This window comes from Streptomyces sp. 7R007 (assembly GCF_054850255.1).
On sequence record NZ_JBTWMV010000001.1, the window covers coordinates 289425 to 307430 of the forward strand.

Consider the following 18006-nt stretch of genomic DNA (forward strand, 5'->3'; position numbering starts at 1 on the left):
CTCCTAGCATCGAGGGCATGCGTGTGCTGATTGTCGAGGACGAGCCCTATCTGGCGGAGGCCATCCGCGACGGACTGCGTCTGGAGGCGATCGCCGCCGACATCGCGGGGGACGGCGACACCGCTCTGGACCTGCTCGACGTCAACGCCTACGACATCGCCGTCCTCGACCGCGACATCCCCGGGCCGTCCGGTGACGAGATCGCCAAGCGCATCGTCGCTTCCGGCAGCGGCATGCCGATCCTCATGCTCACCGCGGCCGCCCGGCTCGACGACAAGGCCTCCGGGTTCGAACTCGGCGCGGACGACTACCTCACGAAGCCGTTCGAGTTGCAGGAGCTGGCGCTGCGGCTCCGGGCGCTCGACCGCAGGCGGGCCCACAGCAGGCCGCCGGTGCGGGAGATCGCGGGCCTGCGCCTGGACCCGTTCCGCAGGGAGGTCTACCGGGACGGCCGTTTCGTCGCGCTGACCAGGAAGCAGTTCGCCGTGCTCGAAGTCCTCGTCGCCGCCGAGGGCGGTGTGGTCAGCGCCGAGGAGCTCCTGGAACGGGCGTGGGACGAGAACGCCGACCCGTTCACCAACGCCGTGCGCATCACCGTCTCGGCACTGCGCAAGCGTCTCGGCGAGCCCTGGATCATCGCCACCGTGCCGGGCGTCGGCTACCGCATCGACGCGCAGCCGGGATCGGCACCCGAGGGAGGCGAGCGTGGATAGGCCGCCCGGCCTGAGCGTGCGCCTCAAGCTCACCCTCAGCTACGCCGGATTCCTCATGCTGGCGGGCGTCCTGCTGCTCGCGGCGGTGTGGCTGTTCCTGCTGCGCTACGTCCCCGACCGCGCGATGCTCATCAACCCCGACGACCGGCCGAACGGTGTCTTTCCCATCCGGTCCGTGCTCCTGGACGTCTTCGCTCCCCGGGCGGCCGCGGTCCTGGCGTTCCTGCTGGTCTTCGGCCTGGTGGGCGGGTGGATCCTGGCCGGGCGCATGCTGGCTCCGCTGACCCGCATCACGGACGCCACCCGCAGGGCCACGCACGGATCGCTCTCGCACCGGATCCGGCTGCCGGGCCACCACGACGAGTTCCGCGAGCTCGCCGACGCCTTCGACGCGATGCTCGCGCGGCTCGAAGCCCATGTGGCGGAACAGCAGAGGTTCGCCGCCAACGCCTCGCACGAGCTGCGCACCCCGCTGGCGATCTCCAAGACGCTCATCGACCTGGCCCGCACCGATCCGGACCACGACACCGGCGAGCTCATCGAGCGGCTGCACGCCGTCAACACCCGGGCGATCGACCTCACCGAGGCGCTGCTCGTGCTCAGCCGCGCCGACCAGCGGTCGTTCCCCCGGGAACGTGTCGACCTGTCCCTGCTGGCGGAGGAGGCCACCGAAACGCTGCTGCCCCTCGCGGAGAAGCACGGCGTGAGCGTCGAGACCGGCGGCGACATCGCCCCCGCGACCGGATCGCAGGCGCTGCTGCTGCAACTGACCACGAACCTCGTGCACAACGCGATCGTCCACAACCTGCCGGAGAAGGGCACCGTGTGGGTGACCACCGAGGTCCGGCCCGCGACCGTGGCGCTCACGGTCGAGAACACCGGCGACAGACTCGGCCCGGAGCTGGTGTCGAGACTCACCCAACCGTTCCAGCGCGGCACCGAGCGCATCCACACCGACCACGCGGGGGTCGGGCTCGGGCTGGCCATCGTCAAGTCCATCACCCGCGCGCACGACGGGACGCTCACCCTCGCTCCGCGCCCGGACGGCGGGCTGCGCGTCACGGTGCGGCTTCCGGCGATGCCGACGGCAGCGGGCGTGCCCCGGGCGTCCGCCCTCGGGCGGGGCGCCTGACGCGGTGACGGCCGCTCCCCTCCGCGCGCCGTGTGCCGCACCATGTGCGTATGAAGGAGCTGGCCGGACGACTGACCGCGCTGGACCCGGACGCGGGTGCCGCGGTGCGGGTCATCACCTACTTCGACCGACTCGCCGAGAGCCGGGCCGGTCTGGAGACGCTGGTGCGCGGGGCGGCCGTGCTGGCGGGCTGCCCGGCGCGGCTCGTCGACGCGGGCCGGCGGGTCCGGGTGCGGGTCGAGCCGGACGGGACGCGCAGGGACGACGACGCCGCGCCGGACCCGGCCTGGCCGTGCGCCGCGCTGGAGCCCGGCGCCGCCCCGGGGCTGTGGCTGGAGCGGACGGCCACGGAACCGAACGTGGTGGACGCGGTGATCCTGGAGCGGGCCGCCGGCGCGATCCGGCTGGTCTTGGAGCGCACCCGCGGTCGCGCCCCGGCCTCCCCCGCCGAGGACCCGGCCCTGGTCGAGACGCTCCTCGACGCGCACGTGCCGGAGCCGGCCCGGCTGCACGCCGCCCGCGGGCTCGGCATCGACCCGGCCGATCCCGCCGTACGCCTGCGCGCGCTGGCCCGCTCCGGTGCCCGGCCCCGCATCCGGGTGGAGGGCCGCACGACCGGTGCCGCACTCCCCGACGGCCGGCTGGGCGTGGGGTACGCCGTTCCGGTGCTCGACCTGCCGCGGTCGTGGGCCGCCGCCCGCACCGCCCTGCGGTTCACCGCCGAGGGCACCGCGCGCGATCCCGGCCCGCGCGTGGTGTACGCCGACGAGCTGGGCGGCGTCGCCCTCCTCGCCGACCTCGTCGTACCGGGCGCCGAACCGCCCGCCGACGTCCGCTGCCTGGAGGCGGCGGCCGCTGCCGCGCCGTGGCTGCTGGCCACCCTGCACGCCGTCGCGTCGACGACGAGCCAGCGGGCGGCGGCCGCCGAAATCAACGTGCACCACTCCACGCTCCAGGAGCGGCTCACCCACGCCGAGCACCTGCTGGGCTGGCCGCTGCGCACCCCCCAGGGACGGCTCCGACTCCACCTGGCGCTGACGATGCGGCACCTGGCGCGGTCGTAGCGGTCACCGCTTCCGAGCGTGTGATCACTCCGGCGTGTGACGCCCGAGCGCGAAGGACGCCCGGGGTTCCCACCGTGTGCCGGTGTAGGCGACGAGTTCGACCGACGTCACCCGCGTCGTGAAGGGCAGTCGGCCCGTGATGTCCGCCTCGGGCTCGTCCAGTACGGCGTCGTCCTGGCCCTGGGCCACGGTCAGGTGCGGGACGGCCTCGCCGTACTTGCCGCCGTACGGCGGTGCCTCGGGCCAGCGCTCGGTGACCGCCTCGGTCAGCCGCCGGAACGGGGTGTTAGGGGAAGGGGCGAGATACAGCACGCCGGGGAAGCGTCCGCAGTGCTCGAAGCGCACGTCGAAGGGCCGGTGGCGGGCGAGCACCTCGGCGACGGCCGCGCGGGTTACGTCGTCGACGCGGCCGGCGTCGAGGAACGGGAAGAGCACGGTGACGTGGGCGGGGACACCGGCGCGGGCCGCCGGGTCGAAGCGCTCGCGCCAGCCGCGGACCGCGGTCTCCGCCTCGGGGACCAGCACCACGAGCGCCGTCTGCCCGGCTCGGAAAGGATCTGTCACGTCCTGTGGTGTACCAGGCGGCAGCCGGGGTCCGCGACCCCCAACAGCCCTTGTGCACGCTCACTACACGCACACGCCGACTTTTTCGGCCATGCCCTATCCTGGATGCGAGCCACACCGGGACGGAGGACCCAGCCCCATGACCGCGACGGATCCGGCGCTCACCGCCCTCGCCCAGGGCTGGTGCGCTCTCTCGCTGCTGCACGGCAGGATCGAGGCGCACATCGAGCGCGCCCTGCAGGCGAAGCACGATCTGAGCGTGCGGGAGTACTCCCTGCTGGACGTCCTGAGCCGGCAGCACGACGGCGAGGGCGGCCATCTGCAGATGAAGCAGGTCGCCGACGCGGTGGTGCTCAGCCAGAGCGCGACGACCCGCCTGGTCACCCGCCTGGAGGACCGCGGGCTGCTGAGCCGGTACCTGTGCCCCACCGACCGTCGCGGCATCTACACCAACGTCACCGAGGCCGGTCTCGCACTGCTGGAAGAGGCCCGCCCCACGAACGAGGCCGCGCTGCGCGAGGCGCTGGACGAGGCCGCACGGGACCCGGAGCTCGCCCCGCTGGTCCGGGCGGTCGAGACGCTCCGCGTGCCCGCCTGACACCGAGCCCCCGCCGGCCGCTGCGCCACGGGGGCTTTCCCCCGCCCTTTTACTTGCGCACGGCGAATAACCGCTCACACCATCAGGTGCGCTTGCATATATACCGCGTCTGCAACTATTGTCGACGCCTGTAAGCATCACACGCAACAGCTTGGAAGGTACTTCCCATGCCTCTCGCCCTCCTGGCCCTGGCCATCGGGGCCTTCGGGATCGGCACCACGGAGTTCGTGATCATGGGCGTGCTGCCCGAGGTCGCGGATGACTTCGGGGTCTCCATCCCCACCGCCGGCTGGCTGGTGTCCGGCTACGCCCTCGGCGTCGTCCTCGGGGCACCCCTGCTGACGGTGCTGGGCACCAAGGTCTCCCGCAAGAAGATGCTCATGGCCCTCATGGGGCTGTTCGTCGTCGGCAACGCCCTGTCCGCCTGCGCCCCGGACTTCGCCGTCATGCTGACCGGCCGGGTGGTGGCTTCGCTCGCGCACGGCGCCTTCTTCGGCATCGGCTCCGTGGTGGCCGCGAACCTGGTCGCCCCGGAGAAGAAGGCCTCGGCGATCTCCCTGATGTTCACCGGCCTGACCGTCGCGAACATCGTCGGTGTGCCCCTGGGCACCTACGTCGGTCAGGCTGCCGGCTGGCGGGTCACCTTCGCGCTCGTCGCCTCGCTGGGCATCGTCGGCCTGCTCGGCGTGGCGAGGCTGGTCCCGGAGACGGGCACGGCCGGGGGCGGCGACGTGCGGGGCGAGTTCGCGGCCTTCCGCAACGTGCAGGTGTGGATCGCCATGGCGATGACCGTGCTCGGCTTCGGCGGTGTCTTCGCCGCCATCACCTACATCACGCCGATGATGACCGAGGTCGCCGGTTACCCGGCCGGCGCGGTGACCTGGCTGCTGGTCCTGTTCGGGGTCGGGATGTTCCTGGGCAACCTGATCGGCGGCCGCTTCGCCGACCGCGCCCTGATGCCGATGCTGTTCACCGCCCTCGGCGCGCTGTCGGTGGTCCTGCTGCTGTTCACGGCGACCGCGCACCACAAGGTCCTGGCCGCCGTCACCCTGACGCTGGTGGGCGCCCTGGGCTTCGCGACCGTGCCCCCGCTGCAGAAGTGGGTGCTCGACCAGGCCTCGGCCGCCCCCACGCTGGCCTCGGCCGCCAACATCGGCGCCTTCAACCTCGGCAACGCGCTGGCCGCCTGGCTGGGCGGTGTCGTCATCGCGGCCGGCCTCGGCTACACCGCCCCGGCCTGGGTCGGCGCCGTGCTCTCCGGCAGCGCCCTGCTGCTGTCCTTCCTCGCCGCCGCCCTCGACCGCCGTACCGGCTCCGCCGGGCGGGTCGTGGCCGCGTCCGCGCCGGTGGCCGAGGCGGCGCCGGCGGCGGCCCGGCGCTGACGCGGGACGACCGTCAGTGCGCCCACCTCGGCGTCCAGGTGTCCCGGTCGGCCGGCACGGTGCCGAGGTGGGCGCGCAGCAGGGCGAGGTCCGGGTGCGGGTCGTCCGCGCGCCACAGCAGCGAGTGCGGGTAGACCGGCGTGGGACGGCGGACGGGGATGCGGCGCAGGTCGTGGTCGGCCGGCCAGACCATGCGGGTCTGCTCGCCGACGAAGGTCGCCAGGGCGGGTGAGTCGGCGATGGTGTCCAGCAGCGGCTCGGTGCCGAAGTCGGGCCCGGTCACCTCGATGGTGAGGCCGAACGCGGCGGCGAGGTCGTCGTAGAAGACCGCCCACTCGGTCCCCGCGACATTGCCCGGCATCCAGATGCGGTGGCCCGCCAGCCGGGCCGGCGTCACCTCGCGGGCGGTGGCGAGGGCGTGGCCCGGCCCGGTGAGGATCTGCACCGGCTCGTCGTGGACACGGGCGGCCTCGATGCCGTCGGGCAGGGGGCGGGTCAGGGCGCGGAAGGACGCGTCGACCGTGCCGGAGCGCAGGGCGGCGATGGCCGCCTCCGCATCGAAGAGGGTGACCACGTCGAGGGCGACCTCGGGATGCGCGCGGTGGAAGTCCCGCAGCAGGTCGGCGGGGGCCAGCCGGCGGCCGATCACGTCGACGCGCAGGGCCCGCCGCCCGGGCCGCACGGAGGCCGCCGCCCGTTCCGCGGCGCGCAGGAGATCGCGGGCGTGCGGCAGGAAGACCTGCCCGTCGACGGTGGGCACGGCTCCGCGGGAGCTGCGTGTGAACAGCCGTACGCCGAGGTCCCTCTCCAGCGCGGCGACGCGCTTGGAGACGGCCTGCTGGGTGACCGACAGCACGAGGGCGGCCTCCCGGAACTGTCCGGTGTCCGCCACGGCCACGAAGGTGCGCACCGCGTCGAGATCCATGGACCCCTTTCTACAACGCCCGGTTGTCGGAGACGGGTGTGTCGGTTGTTTGCCCTCGCGTCGCGCGAGGCGCTTTGATGGCGCGGGTCCGAACGGCGTGGGAGGCGGGTGTGGGCACCGGACGGCCGCTGGGCCGGGATTTCGCGTGGCTGTGGACGGCGTACGCGGTCAGTGCGCTCGGCACCTGGCTCGCGTTCGACGCGTTCTCGCTGATCGCCGTGCTCGTGCTGCACGCGGGGGCCACCGAGGTCTCGGTGCTGTCGGCGGCGGGGCTGGCGGTGGGGGCGGTGGTCGCCGTGCCGTTGGGACCGTGGGTGGAGTTCCGCCGCAAGCGGCCGGTGATGGTCGCGATGGACCTGGTACGGTTCCTGGCGCTGCTGACCGTGCCGGCCGCGTTCGCCCTCGGCGCGCTCACCTTCGTACAACTGCTGGTTGTGTCGGTCGTGGTGGCGGCGGCCGACATCAGCTTCGGTGCGGCGAGCGGCGCGTTCCTCAAGGCGCTGCTGCCGCCGCAGGACCTCCTCGCGGCGAACGCGCGCTTCGAGGCCACCTCCTGGACGACGACCGTGCTGGGACCGCCCCTCGGCGGGGCCGCGATGGGCCTGTTCGGACCGATGACGACGATGGCGGCCAACGCGGTCAGCTTCCTGCTCTCGGCGCTGGGCATCCGCGCGATCGGAGGCGGCGAGCAGCGCCCGGAGCCCGCCCGGCGGACGACGTCCGGCGGTCTGCTCGAAGGGTGGCGTTACATCCTGGGCCACCCGGCGCTGCGTCCGCTGTTCCTCAACACCGCTCTCTACAACGCCCTGATCATGCTGGCCCTGCCCCTGCTGGCCGTGCTGATGGTCGGCCATCTGGGCTTCTCCGCCTGGCAGTACGGTCTCGCGTTCTCCCTGCCCTCCCTGGGCGGCCTGGTCGGCTCGCGGCTGGCCCGGCGGCTGGTGGCGCGCTTCGGACAGCACCGGGTCCTGCGCGTGTCGGGGGTGCTGCGCGCCTGCTGGCCGCTCGGGCTCGCCTTCGTGCGGCCCGGCGTCGCGGGGCTGGCGATCGTCATGGCCGTGGAGCTGGGGGTGATCACCAGCTGCGCCGTCTTCAACCCGGTGTACGCCACCTGCCGGCTACAGCTGACGGACGCGGACCGGATCGCCCGTACCCTCTCCGCCTGGTCGGTCACCAACAAGCTGACCACCGCCGCGCTCACCGCGCTGGGGGGCGTCGTCGCCGACCTGATCGGCACGCGCACCACCATCGCGGCCGCCGGCGTCCTCGTACTGGCCACTCCCCTCCTGCTGCCCCGGGAGGAATTCCCGGCGAGCGCCGCGGGCAGGGTGAGGAAGGACCCATCGGGAGGACGCTCGGGGGCCGCGACGCCCCTCGGGGAGAACGGAGACCCAACGTGACGACGACGCACCGCCCGGCCGGACCGGCCGCCGACCCGTCCCTCGCGCAGATCGAGCGCCTGGACGAGGAGATCATCGCGCTCCTGGTCCGCCGCCGCGCGATGACCCGTCAGCTGCCCCCGCCGGCCCGCGCCCGCGTCACCGACCCCGCCTTCGAGCAGACCGTACGCGGCATGACGGCCCGCTACCGCAGGGAACTCGGCGGCGCCGGCGAACTGGTGGCCCGCGCGGTCATGGTCCTGTGCGACCCCAGCCGCCGGTCCTGACCCGGCACCGCCCCGCGCCGACGCGGGCCGCGGGGCGGTGCCTGCCCAGCAGGGACCTCGTGCGGTGACCGGACCCGGCGGGGTGCGGGTGCCCCGTTGACAGGCCGTTCGATTTGGCCGTACAAATCTGCGGACAGGACCTGCCGGTCGTACGGCGGGCCGGCACCGGACGCGCGGAGGCGCAGTTGACCGTCGCCCGAGCCCTCGCCCGGTGGGCCCACGGCCACCGCCCCGCCCTGCTCGACGACTATCCCGGCTTCGGCAGCTTCACCGACACGGCCGTACGGCGGCCCGAGGCACGGCAGTTGCTGGAGCGGGTGCGCGTCGAGCGGCTGCCCGTGGAGACCGGCACGCTGCTGGACGGGCGGGTCGCCCTGCGCGTCGGCCTCGCCGGCGGCGGCGAGGCCCGCACCCAGCTGGCGCTGCCGCCCGGCGCGCCCGAACGGCCGCTGTCCGGCGAGGAGGTGCGCGCCAAGGCCGCCGCGTGCGAGCCGGACGTGCCCGGCCTGCTGGAGGGGCTGACGTGGGCGGGCGCACGCGAGGTGGTGCGGACGTCCTTCCCGTACGCGGACCAGGAGGCATGACCGTGCAGCAGCTCCCCCTTTCCGGCATCACCGTGGTCAGCCTGGAGCAGGCCGTCGCCGCCCCGTACGCGACCCGGCAGCTCGCCGACCTCGGGGCCAGGGTCGTCAAGGTGGAGCGGCCCGGCGAGGGCGACTTCGCCCGCCGCTACGACACGACCGTGCACGGCCACTCCAGCTATTTCGTCTGGCTCAACCGCTCCAAGGAATCCCTCACGCTGGACCTCAAGGACCCACGCGGCCAGGAGATCCTGCACCGGCTCCTCGACGACGCCGACGTGCTGGTGCAGAACCTCGCACCGGGCGCCGCCGGCCGCCTCGGCCTCGGAGTGGCGGCGCTCGCCGAGCGCTGGCCGCGGCTGATCCCGTGCACGATCTCCGGTTACGGCACGAGCGGGCCCTGGGCCGACCGCAAGTCGTACGACCTGCTGGTGCAGTGCCAGACCGGCCTGGTCTCGCTCACCGGCACCCCCGAGGAGACGGCGCGCGTCGGCATCTCCGTCGCCGACATCGCGGCCGGCATGTACGCCTACACCGGCGTCCTCACCGCCCTCTACACCCGCGCCACCACGGGCCGCGTCCACCCCGTGGAGGTGTCCCTGTTCGAGGCGCTGGCGGAGTGGATGAGCCAGCCCGCCTACTACACCCGCTACGGCGGCACCCAGCCCGCCCGCCTCGGCACCCAGCACGCCACGATCGCCCCCTACGGCGCCTTCGCCACCGCCGACGACCGGCAGATCCTCTTCTCCATCCAGAACGAACGCGAATGGGCCCGCCTGTGCGCCGAGTTCCTCGGCCGCCCGGACCTCGTCGCCGACCCGCGCTTCGCCACCGGCTCCGACCGCGTCGCCCACCGCGAGGAGCTCAACGCGATCGTCGCCGAGCGCCTGGCCCGCTCGACCGCCGACGAGGCCCTGAAGGACCTGGAGGAGATCGGCATCGCCTGCGCGGGGGTCAACGACGTCGCCGCGTTCCTCGACCACCCGGTGCTGGCCGCCCGCGACCGCTGGCAGGAGGTCGCCCTGCCCGGCGCCACCATGCGGGCGCTGCGGCCCCCGGCCGACCTCGCGGGACTGCCCCCGCGCATGGACCCGGTGCCGGACGTGGGCGAGCACACCGAGGCGATCCTCACCGCACTCGGCCACACCCCCGCCGACATCGAGGCGCTGCGCGCCGACGCCGTCATCTGACCGACCCGGCCCGGGAGTTGAAGTGCGATGAGTGTCCTCGACATCCTCTCCGACGACGAGCGGCTCGTGGTACGGACCGTGCGCGAGTTCGTCGACAAGGACGTCAGACCGGTCGTCCGGGAACTGGAGCACGGCGACACCTATCCCGAGCACCTGATCGAGCGGATGAAGGAGCTCGGCGTCTACGGCCTGGCGATCCCCGAGGAGTACGGCGGCACCCCGGTCTCCACGCCGTGCTTCGTGCTGGTCACCGAGGAACTGGCGCGGGGCTGGATGAGCCTGGCCGGGGCGGTGGGCGGGCACACCGTGGTCGCCAAACTCCTGTTGAACCACGGCACTGCGGAGCAGAAGGAGCGCTATCTGCCCCGGCTGGCCACCGGCGAGATCCGTGCCACGATGGCGCTGACCGAGCCCGGGGGCGGCTCCGACCTGCAGGCGATGACGACCGTCGCGCGCCGCGAGGGCGGGGAGTACGTCGTCAACGGGGCGAAGACCTGGATCACCAACTCCCGCCGCTCCGGCCTGATCGCGCTGCTGTGCAAGACAGACCCGGCCGCCGAACCCCGCCACAAGGGCATCTCCGTCCTGCTCGCCGAGCACGGCCCGGGCCTGGTCGTCTCCCGCGATCTGCCCAAGCTCGGCTACAAGGGCGTGGAGAGCTGCGAGGTGGTCTTCGAGGACTACCGGGCGCCGGCGCGGGCCCTGCTCGGCGGCGCGGAGGGCCACGGCTTCGCGCAGATGATGAAGGGGCTGGAGACCGGGCGGCTGCAGGTCGCCGCGAGGGCGCTGGGTGTGGCGCGGGCGGCGCTGGAGGACTCGTTGCGCTACGCCCAGGAGCGGGAGAGCTTCGGCAAGCCGATCTGGCGCCACCAGGCGATCGGCACCTACCTCGCCGACATGGCCACCAAGCTGACCGCCGCGCGCCAACTGACCCTGTACGCGGCCCGCGAGGCGGACGCCGGGCGGCGGGTCGACATGGAGGCGGGCATGGCGAAGCTCTTCGCGTCCGAGACGGCGATGGAGATCGCCCTCAACGCCGTTCGCATCCACGGCGGTTACGGCTACTCGACCGAGTTCGACGTGGAACGGTACTTCCGCGACGCGCCCCTGATGATCGTCGGCGAGGGCACCAACGAGATCCAACGCAACGTGATCGCCGCCCAGTTGGTCGCCAGGGGCGGCCTCGATGGCTGAACGGCGGCGGCAGAGCGCCTACGTCCGGCTCGCGCGCGAGCTGCGGGCGGCCATCCTGCGCGACGACTACCCCGACGGCGTCCGGCTGCCGACGGAGGCCGAGCTGGCCGACAGGTACGGGGTGAGCCGGCAGACGGTGCGCCGGGCGTTCCACGACCTCGTGGCCGAAGGGCTGGTCCACCGGGTGCCCGGGCGCGGCACGTTCGCGACCCCGCGCGAGGAGCAGTACCTGCGCCAGTTCGGCTCGGTGGACGACCTGATGGGGCTGTCCCTCGACACCCGGATGGACCTCGTCACGCCCCTGCACCGCCGGGACGACGCCGAGGCGGCGGGGCGGCTCGGCCTGGACACCGACCGGGTGCACACGCTGGCCTTCCTGCGGCTGCACGAGGACACCGCCTTCTGCCACACCTCCGTGTGGCTGCCGCCCGCCGTCGGGCGGCTGCTGGAGTCGGTGCCGGAGCTGACCCGGCCGGGCCCGCCGTGCACGTTCACCGTCATCGGGCTGCTGGACCGGCGGCTGCCCGAGCCGATCGCCGAGGCCGAGCAGAGCATCACCGTCGCCGCGGCCGCACCCGGGATCGCCCGGCACCTGGGCTGCGCACCGGGCCACGCCCTGCTGCGCGTCGACCGCGTCTACCGGTCGGCCGACGGCCGGCTCGTCGAGCTGGCCGTCAGCCATTTCCTGCCGGAGCACTACGCCTACCGCGTGCGGCTGCGGCGCAGTGCGTAGGCCCCGGCCCGGCGTTCACCAGGGCAGGGTGCCCTCGGCGTCGAAGTAGCCCCCGGTCGGGCCGTCGGGACCGATCTGGGCCATGCGGACGATGATCTCGGCGCCCTCCTCCACGGTCTGGGTGCCGGTGTTGCCGTTCAGGTCGGTCTTGGTGAAGCCGGGCTCGACGGAGTTGATCCGCATGGCCGGAAACGCCTTCGCGTACTGCACGGTGAGCATGTTGACCGCGGTCTTCGAGGTCGGGTAGGCGATGCCCGGGTAGAAGTGCGCGGGGTGGTCGGGGTTCGAGAGGTTGGTCAGGGAGGCCAGGCCGCTGCTGACGTTGACCACGACCGGTGCGGCCGAGCGCCGCAGCAGGGGCAGGAAGGCGTGGAGGACGCGGACGACGCCGAAGACGTTCGTCTCGAAGAGGTGCCGCATCTGGTCGGCGGTCACGGTCTCGGCCGTGGGCACGGCGTTGTTCTCGTCCCGGGCCTCGATCCCGGCGTTGTTGACCAGCACGTCCAGCCCGCCGTCGGCGGCGACGGCCTTGGCGGCGGCCTCCACGGAGGCGTCGTCGGTGACGTCGAGCTGGACGAACCGGGCGCCCAGCTCCTCGGCGGCCCGGCGTCCGCGCTCGGCGTCGCGGGCGCCGACGTAGACGGTGTGCCCCGCGGCGATCAGGCGGCGGGCGGTCTCGTAGCCGAGACCCTTGTTGGCTCCGGTGATGAGTGTTGTCGTCATGTCCCCCAGCCTGCGTCCGGGCCGCGGGGCCTGCCAGAAGACCCTCCTTCCTGGGACTGCGGGTACCAGGCACATCCGCGGCCCGAGGTGTTCACTGGGAGGCATGGCAGCGACGGAACTCGGACAGGCCCTGCGGCGCTGGCGCGACCGGGTCGCCCCGGAGTCGGCCGGGCTGCCGGCGGGCGGGCACCGCAGGGCGGCGGGGCTGCGGCGCGAGGAGCTGGGCCTGCTCGCCGGGATCTCGGTGGACTACGTCACCCGCCTGGAACAGGGCCGCGCCGTCAACCCGTCCGCGCAGGTCGTCGAGGCGCTGGCGCGGGCGCTGCGGCTGTCGGAGGACGAGCGGGCGTATCTGTTCAGGCTGGCCGAACTGGTGCCTCCGGGCCCTGATCTGGTGCCGGCGTACATCCCGCCCAGCGTCCAGCGCCTGCTGGACCGGCTGGTGGACACCCCCGTCGGGGTCTCCGACGCGGCGCTGACCCTGCTGCACACCAACCCGATGTACGCGGCGCTGATGGGCGACCCGTCCGGACTGCGCGGCTTCGAACGCAACGGCGTGTGGCGCAACTTCCTCGGCGCCCCGACCCGGGTGCGGCACACGCCCGCCGAGCGGCGCACCTTCGAGGCCGGGATGGTCGCCGAACTGCGCGCGACCGCCGCCCGCTATCCCGCCGACCGTCAACTACAGCGTCTGATCGCCGAGTTGCGCGCCAAGAGCGAGCGGTTCGCCGAGCTGTGGGAGGCGGGGGTGGTGGGCCGGCTGGAGTCCTCCCGCAAGACCGTCGAGCACCCGCAGGTGGGTCTGCTGACGCTGGACTGCGACGTGATGCGGGTGGAGGGCAACGACCTGCACATCCTCGTCTACTCGGCGGAACGGGGCACCGAGGCCGCGGAGAAGCTGGAGCTCCTGCGCGTCCTCGGCACCCAGGACCTGGCGCCCTACGGCACGTGAGGGCCGGTCACACCGCCACGTCGTCGAGCCGGGCGGCGAGGTCGGCGGCCGTGCTGCCCCAGCTCTCGCGGATGACGGCGCCCCCTGGGGTGATGTCGAAGGTGGCGTGGTCGGTGTAGACCCGGCTGACGCAGCGGGTGCCGGTGAGCGGGTAGGTGCAGGCGGGGACCAGCTTGGGCTCGCCCGTCTTGGTGAAGAGGGTCATCATCACGTAGACGTCCTTGGCGCCGATGGCGAGGTCCATGGCGCCGCCCACGGCGGGGATGGCGTCGGGCTTGCCGGTGTGCCAGTTGGCGAGGTCGCCGGTGGTGCTGACCTGGAAGGCGCCGAGCACGCAGACGTCGAGGTGGCCGCCGCGCATCATGGCGAAGGAGTCGGCGTGGTGGAAGTACGCCGCCCCCGGCAGCTCGGTGACGGGCACCTTGCCGGCGTTGGTGAGGTCGGGGTCGATCTGGTCGCCCACGGCGGCCGGACCCATGTTCAGCATGCCGTTCTCGGTGTGCAGCACGACCCCGGAGTCCGCGGACAGATGGTCGGCGATCTTGGTGGGCTGGCCGATGCCGAGGTTCACGTAGGAGCCCTGGGGGATGTCGCGGGCGATGACGGCGGCCAGCTCGTCCATGGTCAGCGGTCCCCGGTCGAGGTGCTCGACCGCGTCGGCCGTGGTGGTCGTCGAGATGCTCATCGTGCTCCCTGGACGGTGTAGCGCCGGGCCTCGACCGGGACGATCCGGTCGACGTAGACGGACGGGGTGACGACCGCTTCGGGGTCCAGCGCGCCGAGTGCCACGACCTCGTTGACCTGCACGATCGTGGTGGTGGCGGCGGTGGCCATGACGGGTCCGAAGTTGCGGGCGGTCTTGCGGTAGACGAGGTTGCCCATCGGGTCGGCCCGGTGCGCGGAGATCAGCGCGTAGTCGCCCTTGATCGGGTACTCCAGCACGTAGTCGCGGCCGTCGATGGTCCGCGTCTCCTTGCCCTCGGCCAGGGGCGTGCCGACCGCGGTGGGGCAGTAGAACGCGCCGATGCCCGCTCCGGCCGCGCGCATCCGCTCGGCCAGGTTGCCCTGCGGCACGACCTCCAGCTCGATCTTCCCGGCGCGGTAGAGCTCGTCGAAGACGTAGGAGTCGGACTGCCGGGGGAACGAGCACAGCACCTTGCGCACCCGCCCGGCCTTCAGCAGCGCGGCGAGCCCCACCTCGCCGTTGCCGGCGTTGTTGGACACGATGGTGAGGTCCTTCGCGCCCTGCCGGATGAGGGCGTCGATGAGGTCGAAGGGCATGCCGGCCAGGCCGAAGCCGCCGACCAGGACGGTGGAGCCGTCCTCGATGCCCGCGACCGCCTCGTCGCAGCTCTCCAGCACCCGTGCGCGGCTCATGCCCCGGCCTCCGTGTTCTCCAGGACGACGGCCAGGCCCTGGCCGACGCCGATGCAGATCGCGGCGACGCCGTAGCGTTCCCCGCGCTCGCGCAGGACCGCGGCCAGCGTGCCGAGGATGCGCCCGCCCGAGGCGCCGAGCGGGTGGCCGAGCGCGATCGCGCCACCCTTCTGGTTGACCAGTTCCGCGTCGCGCAGACCCTCGGCGAGCCAGGCGTCGACGCAGACCAGCGACTGTACGGCGAACGCCTCGTTGAGCTCCACCGCGCCGACCTGGGACCAGCCGATGCCGGCCCGCTTGAGCGCCCGGTTCGCCGCCTCGACCGGGGCGTAGCCGAAGTCCTGCGGGTCCAGGGCCATCGCGCCGCGGCCGGCGATGCGGGCGATCGGGTCGCGGCCGATGGCGGAGGCGGCGCCCTCGCTGCCGAGCAGCACCGCCGAGGCGCCGTCGGACAGGGGCGAGGCGTTGCCCGCGGTGATCGTGCCGTCGGGGCAGAACGACGGCTTGAGCCCGGCGAGCACCTGGGCGTTCGAGGCCGGGCGGATGCCCTCGTCGCGGGTCAGCTCCGCCACGGGCGTGACGAGGTCGTCGTAGAAGCCGCTCTCCCAGGCCTGGTGGGCGAGCTGGTGGGAGCGCGCGGCGAACTCGTCCTGGCGTTCCCGGCTGACGCCGTAGCGCTGCTGGAGCTGCTCGTTGCACTCCCCCAGCGAGATGGTCCACTCCTTGGGCATCCGCGGGTTGACCAGCCGCCAGCCGAGCGTGGTCGACACGGCCGTCACATCGCCCGCGGGGAAGCCCTTGGCCGGCTTCGGCAGCACCCAGGGCGCCCGGGTCATGGACTCCACCCCGCCGACGAGGACGATGTCGGCGTCGCCGGTCTCGATCGTGCGGGAGCCGGTGATCGCCGCGTCGAGGGAGGAGCCGCACAGGCGGTTGACGGTCGTGCCCGGCACGCTGGTGGGCAGGCCGGCCAGCAGGGCGGCCATCCGGCCGACGTTGCGGTTCTCCTCACCCGCGCCGTTGGCGTTGCCCCAGACCACCTCGTCGACCGCGGCCGGTTCGAGGTCGGGGGTGCGGGCGAGGAGCCCGGTGATGGCCGTGGCGGCCAGGTCGTCGGGGCGTACGCCGGACAGCCCACCGTTGAACTTGCCGAAGGGCGTGCGGGTCGCTGCGTAGAGGAAAGCACTCACGGTGCCACCGTAGGCGCGCGGGCCGATAAGGTTAAGTATCAGTATCGCGGCCGATTGAGAGGCGGACGATATGGATCTCCGTCATCTGCGCTACTACGTCGCCGTCGCCGAGGAGCGCCACTTCGGCCGTGCCGCCGAGCGGCTGCACATGGCCCAGCCGCCGCTGTCCCAGGCGATCCGCCGGCTGGAGGGCGAGCTCGGGGTGCAGCTGCTGCACCGCACCACGCGCCGGGTGGAGCTGACCGAGGCCGGCCGCGCCTATCTGGAGCGGGCGCAGGCGATCCTGGCCGACGTCGACGAGGCCGCGCACCTGGCCCGCCGGGTCGCGGCCGGGGTCGTCGGGCGGGTCGCGATCGGGTGCGTGGGGTCGGCGACGTACAGTCTGCTGCCCACGTTGTCGCGGCATCTGTCCGCGGAGCTGCCCGGGGTCGACTTCTCCTTCCGCGGCGAGATGCTCGCTCCGGACCAGGCCCAGGCCCTGCGGGCGGGCACCATCGACGTGGCTTTGCTGCGCCCGCCGGCGGCGGACCCCTCCCTGGTCGCGCATCCCCTGCGCCGCGACGGGCTGGTGGTGGCGCTGCCGGCCGACCACGCCCTCGCGGACCGGCGCGGGGTGCGCGCGGCGGAGCTGGCCGGCACCGATCTGATCGTGCACTCGGCCGACCGCCGGTCGGTGATGTACGACGTCGTCCTGCGGCTGCTGCGCGAGGCGGGCGTGGAGCCGCGCATCCGGCACGAGGTCGGTGAGACCTCGACGCTGGTGACGCTGGTCGCGGGCGGGCTCGGGGCGGCCGTGGTACCCGAGCCGGTGACGGCGCTGACCCTGCCCGGCGTGGTTTACCGCCCGCTGGTGGAGCCCACGACGACGGTCGAGCTGGCCGTCGCCCACCGCGCCGACCGCTCGGAACCGCACCTGGTGCGCACGGTCGAGGTCATCCGGCGACTGCTCCGCCCCGCGGCCGGCGGCTGAGTGCCCCGTCGTCACCCGCCCGCGCTCAGGTGGACTCCCGCACGACGAGCCGGCACGGCACCGTGTGCACCCCCGGGCTCGCGCCGGTGTCGATGGCCTCCAGGAGTTTCAGCGCGGCGATCCGGCCGATCTCGGTGAGGTCCATGTCGATGGTGGTCAGGGGCGGGCGGCAGGCCAGGGCCATGGTGTCCCAGTTGTCGTACCCCACCACGGCGATCCGGCCCGGCACGTCGATCCCCCGCTCGCGCAGGGCGTCCGCGACACCGCGGGCGATCTGGTCGTTGCCGCAGAAGACGGCGTCCGTGTCGGGTGCCGTGCGCAGCACCGCGTCGGCGGCGCGCCGGCCCCAGGCCTCGCTCCACTCGCCGAAGTGCACGCGCCCGCTGGCCGGTCGCAGTCCGGAGCGCTCCAGCACGTCGACGGCGTGCCGGGCCCGGTCGCGGGCGGCCGCGTGGTGTTCGGGGCCGGTGACATGGGCGATCCGGGTGCGGCCGGTGGCCAGCAGGTGCTCGACGGCGAGACGGGCGCCGCCCCGGTCGTCCGTGACGACCGACGTGTCGGCCGGGTCGGTGGAGGGCGAGAGGGCGTAGACGACCGGGATGCCCTCGACGCCCCGCAGCGGCGGGCGCGGGTCGGTGCGGCGCCCGGTGACGATGATGCCGTCCACCCGGCGGTCCATGAGGTTGCGCAGGTGGTGCTGTTCCCGGATGGTGTCGCCCCGGGTGTCGCACAGCAGCACCGAGATCTTCCCGGCGCCCAGCGCGTCCTCGGCGCCCAGCAGCACGGGTGTGCTGAACCGCCCGATGCCGTCGGTGGTCATCAGGCCCACCGTCCAGCTGCGCCCGGTGTGCAGGCTCTGGGCGTGCTGGTTGGGCCGGAAGCCGAGCGTCTCCACCGCGTCCAGCACGCGCTGCCGGGTCTCCGGCCGCATCCGCCCGCTGCCGCTCAGCGCCTTGGAGGCCGTGCCCACGCTGACGCCGGCGAGCGCGGCAACGTCGGCGAGCTTCGCCCGGCCGGCGAAAGGGGAGCGCGGAGCGGCTTCGGTCACGAGC

At 73.5% G+C, this 18006-nt stretch carries 20 protein-coding genes; 13 read left to right on the top strand and 7 right to left on the bottom strand.

The window, feature by feature from the left end; all coding sequences use genetic code 11:
• Positions 1-17: 17 nt before the first annotated feature.
• Genes ACYF6T_RS01395 through ACYF6T_RS01405 form a run of 3 tightly spaced genes read left to right on the top strand, consistent with a single transcriptional unit; the run spans position 18 to position 2909 of the window.
• Positions 18-713: a response regulator transcription factor gene (locus ACYF6T_RS01395; RefSeq protein WP_461692677.1), complete on the top strand. Its 696-nt coding sequence runs from the start codon at positions 18-20 to the stop codon at positions 711-713.
• Entirely contained in the window at positions 706-1845 is a 1140-nt protein-coding gene (locus ACYF6T_RS01400; protein WP_461692678.1) for a sensor histidine kinase, read from the top strand. Before ACYF6T_RS01395 ends, ACYF6T_RS01400 begins: the two co-directional genes overlap by 8 nt.
• A 50-nt stretch (positions 1846-1895) precedes the next feature.
• Positions 1896-2909, top strand: a complete 1014-nt coding sequence (locus ACYF6T_RS01405; RefSeq protein WP_461692680.1) for a helix-turn-helix domain-containing protein — start codon at positions 1896-1898, stop codon at positions 2907-2909.
• Positions 2910-2933: 24 nt separating this feature from the next.
• On the opposite strand, the gene ACYF6T_RS01410 is transcribed toward ACYF6T_RS01405, so the two are convergent.
• Positions 2934-3473 carry a 2'-5' RNA ligase family protein gene (locus ACYF6T_RS01410; protein WP_461692682.1) on the bottom strand — a complete coding sequence of 180 codons (540 nt, stop codon included), beginning with the start codon at positions 3471-3473 and terminating at the stop codon, positions 2934-2936.
• A gap of 139 nt (positions 3474-3612) precedes the next feature.
• Between ACYF6T_RS01410 and ACYF6T_RS01415 the strand changes: the two genes are divergently transcribed.
• Both ACYF6T_RS01415 and ACYF6T_RS01420 read left to right on the top strand, forming a co-directional pair.
• Positions 3613-4071, top strand: a complete 459-nt coding sequence (locus ACYF6T_RS01415) for a MarR family winged helix-turn-helix transcriptional regulator (RefSeq protein WP_461692683.1) — start codon at positions 3613-3615, stop codon at positions 4069-4071.
• Between the two features lie 167 nt (positions 4072-4238).
• Positions 4239-5453: an MFS transporter gene (locus ACYF6T_RS01420; RefSeq protein ID WP_461692685.1), complete on the top strand. Its 1215-nt coding sequence runs from the start codon at positions 4239-4241 to the stop codon at positions 5451-5453.
• Positions 5454-5466: 13 nt separating this feature from the next.
• Here ACYF6T_RS01420 and ACYF6T_RS01425 read toward each other — a convergent pair whose 3' ends face one another.
• Positions 5467-6378, bottom strand: coding sequence for a LysR family transcriptional regulator (locus ACYF6T_RS01425; RefSeq protein WP_461692687.1), 912 nt, complete (start codon positions 6376-6378; stop codon positions 5467-5469).
• Between the two features lie 77 nt (positions 6379-6455).
• Here ACYF6T_RS01425 and ACYF6T_RS01430 point away from each other — a divergent pair, with 77 nt between their 5' ends.
• From ACYF6T_RS01430 to ACYF6T_RS01455, 6 genes are all read left to right on the top strand, one after another.
• Entirely contained in the window at positions 6456-7778 is a 1323-nt protein-coding gene (locus ACYF6T_RS01430) for an MFS transporter (protein WP_461692689.1), read from the top strand.
• Positions 7775-8044 carry a hypothetical protein gene (locus ACYF6T_RS01435; protein WP_461692690.1) on the top strand — a complete coding sequence of 90 codons (270 nt, stop codon included), beginning with the start codon at positions 7775-7777 and terminating at the stop codon, positions 8042-8044. The genes ACYF6T_RS01430 and ACYF6T_RS01435 overlap by 4 nt, the downstream gene beginning before the upstream one ends.
• Before the next feature lie 113 nt (positions 8045-8157).
• On the top strand, positions 8158-8628 hold the full coding sequence (locus tag ACYF6T_RS01440; RefSeq protein WP_461692691.1) for a hypothetical protein: 471 nt from the start codon (positions 8158-8160) through the stop codon (positions 8626-8628).
• Positions 8625-9815, top strand: coding sequence for a CaiB/BaiF CoA transferase family protein (locus ACYF6T_RS01445; protein WP_461692692.1), 1191 nt, complete (start codon positions 8625-8627; stop codon positions 9813-9815). Before ACYF6T_RS01440 ends, ACYF6T_RS01445 begins: the two co-directional genes overlap by 4 nt.
• A gap of 27 nt (positions 9816-9842) precedes the next feature.
• Positions 9843-11009 carry an acyl-CoA dehydrogenase family protein gene (locus ACYF6T_RS01450; protein WP_461692693.1) on the top strand — a complete coding sequence of 389 codons (1167 nt, stop codon included), beginning with the start codon at positions 9843-9845 and terminating at the stop codon, positions 11007-11009.
• Positions 11002-11742, top strand: a complete 741-nt coding sequence (locus ACYF6T_RS01455; RefSeq protein WP_461692694.1) for a GntR family transcriptional regulator — start codon at positions 11002-11004, stop codon at positions 11740-11742. The genes ACYF6T_RS01450 and ACYF6T_RS01455 overlap by 8 nt, the downstream gene beginning before the upstream one ends.
• Positions 11743-11757: 15 nt before the next feature.
• Here ACYF6T_RS01455 and ACYF6T_RS01460 read toward each other — a convergent pair whose 3' ends face one another.
• Positions 11758-12465: an SDR family NAD(P)-dependent oxidoreductase gene (locus tag ACYF6T_RS01460; protein ID WP_461692696.1), complete on the bottom strand. Its 708-nt coding sequence runs from the start codon at positions 12463-12465 to the stop codon at positions 11758-11760.
• 103 nt (positions 12466-12568) lie between these two features.
• On the opposite strand from ACYF6T_RS01460, the gene ACYF6T_RS01465 reads away from it, so the two are divergent.
• Positions 12569-13417, top strand: coding sequence for a helix-turn-helix transcriptional regulator (locus tag ACYF6T_RS01465; RefSeq protein WP_461692698.1), 849 nt, complete (start codon positions 12569-12571; stop codon positions 13415-13417).
• Positions 13418-13424: 7 nt separating this feature from the next.
• Here the strand turns inward: ACYF6T_RS01465 and ACYF6T_RS01470 are convergent, their stop codons facing one another.
• The 3 genes from ACYF6T_RS01470 to ACYF6T_RS01480 are packed head-to-tail and all read right to left on the bottom strand — an operon-like array spanning position 13425 to position 15984.
• Complete coding sequence (locus tag ACYF6T_RS01470; protein ID WP_461692700.1) at positions 13425-14102, bottom strand: 3-oxoacid CoA-transferase subunit B; 678 nt, start codon at positions 14100-14102, stop codon at positions 13425-13427.
• Positions 14099-14794 (bottom strand): 3-oxoacid CoA-transferase subunit A, encoded by a 696-nt coding sequence (locus ACYF6T_RS01475; RefSeq protein ID WP_461692702.1) that lies wholly within the window; start codon positions 14792-14794, stop codon positions 14099-14101. Before ACYF6T_RS01475 ends, ACYF6T_RS01470 begins: the two co-directional genes overlap by 4 nt.
• Positions 14791-15984, bottom strand: a complete 1194-nt coding sequence (locus ACYF6T_RS01480) for a thiolase family protein (RefSeq protein WP_461692703.1) — start codon at positions 15982-15984, stop codon at positions 14791-14793. The genes ACYF6T_RS01475 and ACYF6T_RS01480 overlap by 4 nt, the downstream gene beginning before the upstream one ends.
• Before the next feature lie 70 nt (positions 15985-16054).
• Here ACYF6T_RS01480 and ACYF6T_RS01485 point away from each other — a divergent pair, with 70 nt between their 5' ends.
• The gene (locus tag ACYF6T_RS01485) at positions 16055-16954 is read left to right on the top strand and encodes a LysR substrate-binding domain-containing protein (RefSeq protein WP_461692705.1); all 900 of its coding nucleotides are present in this window, start codon (positions 16055-16057) and stop codon (positions 16952-16954) included.
• Between the two features lie 25 nt (positions 16955-16979).
• On the opposite strand, the gene ACYF6T_RS01490 is transcribed toward ACYF6T_RS01485, so the two are convergent.
• Positions 16980-18002 (bottom strand): LacI family DNA-binding transcriptional regulator, encoded by a 1023-nt coding sequence (locus ACYF6T_RS01490; RefSeq protein ID WP_461692707.1) that lies wholly within the window; start codon positions 18000-18002, stop codon positions 16980-16982.
• Between the last annotated feature and the right edge of the window lie 4 nt (positions 18003-18006).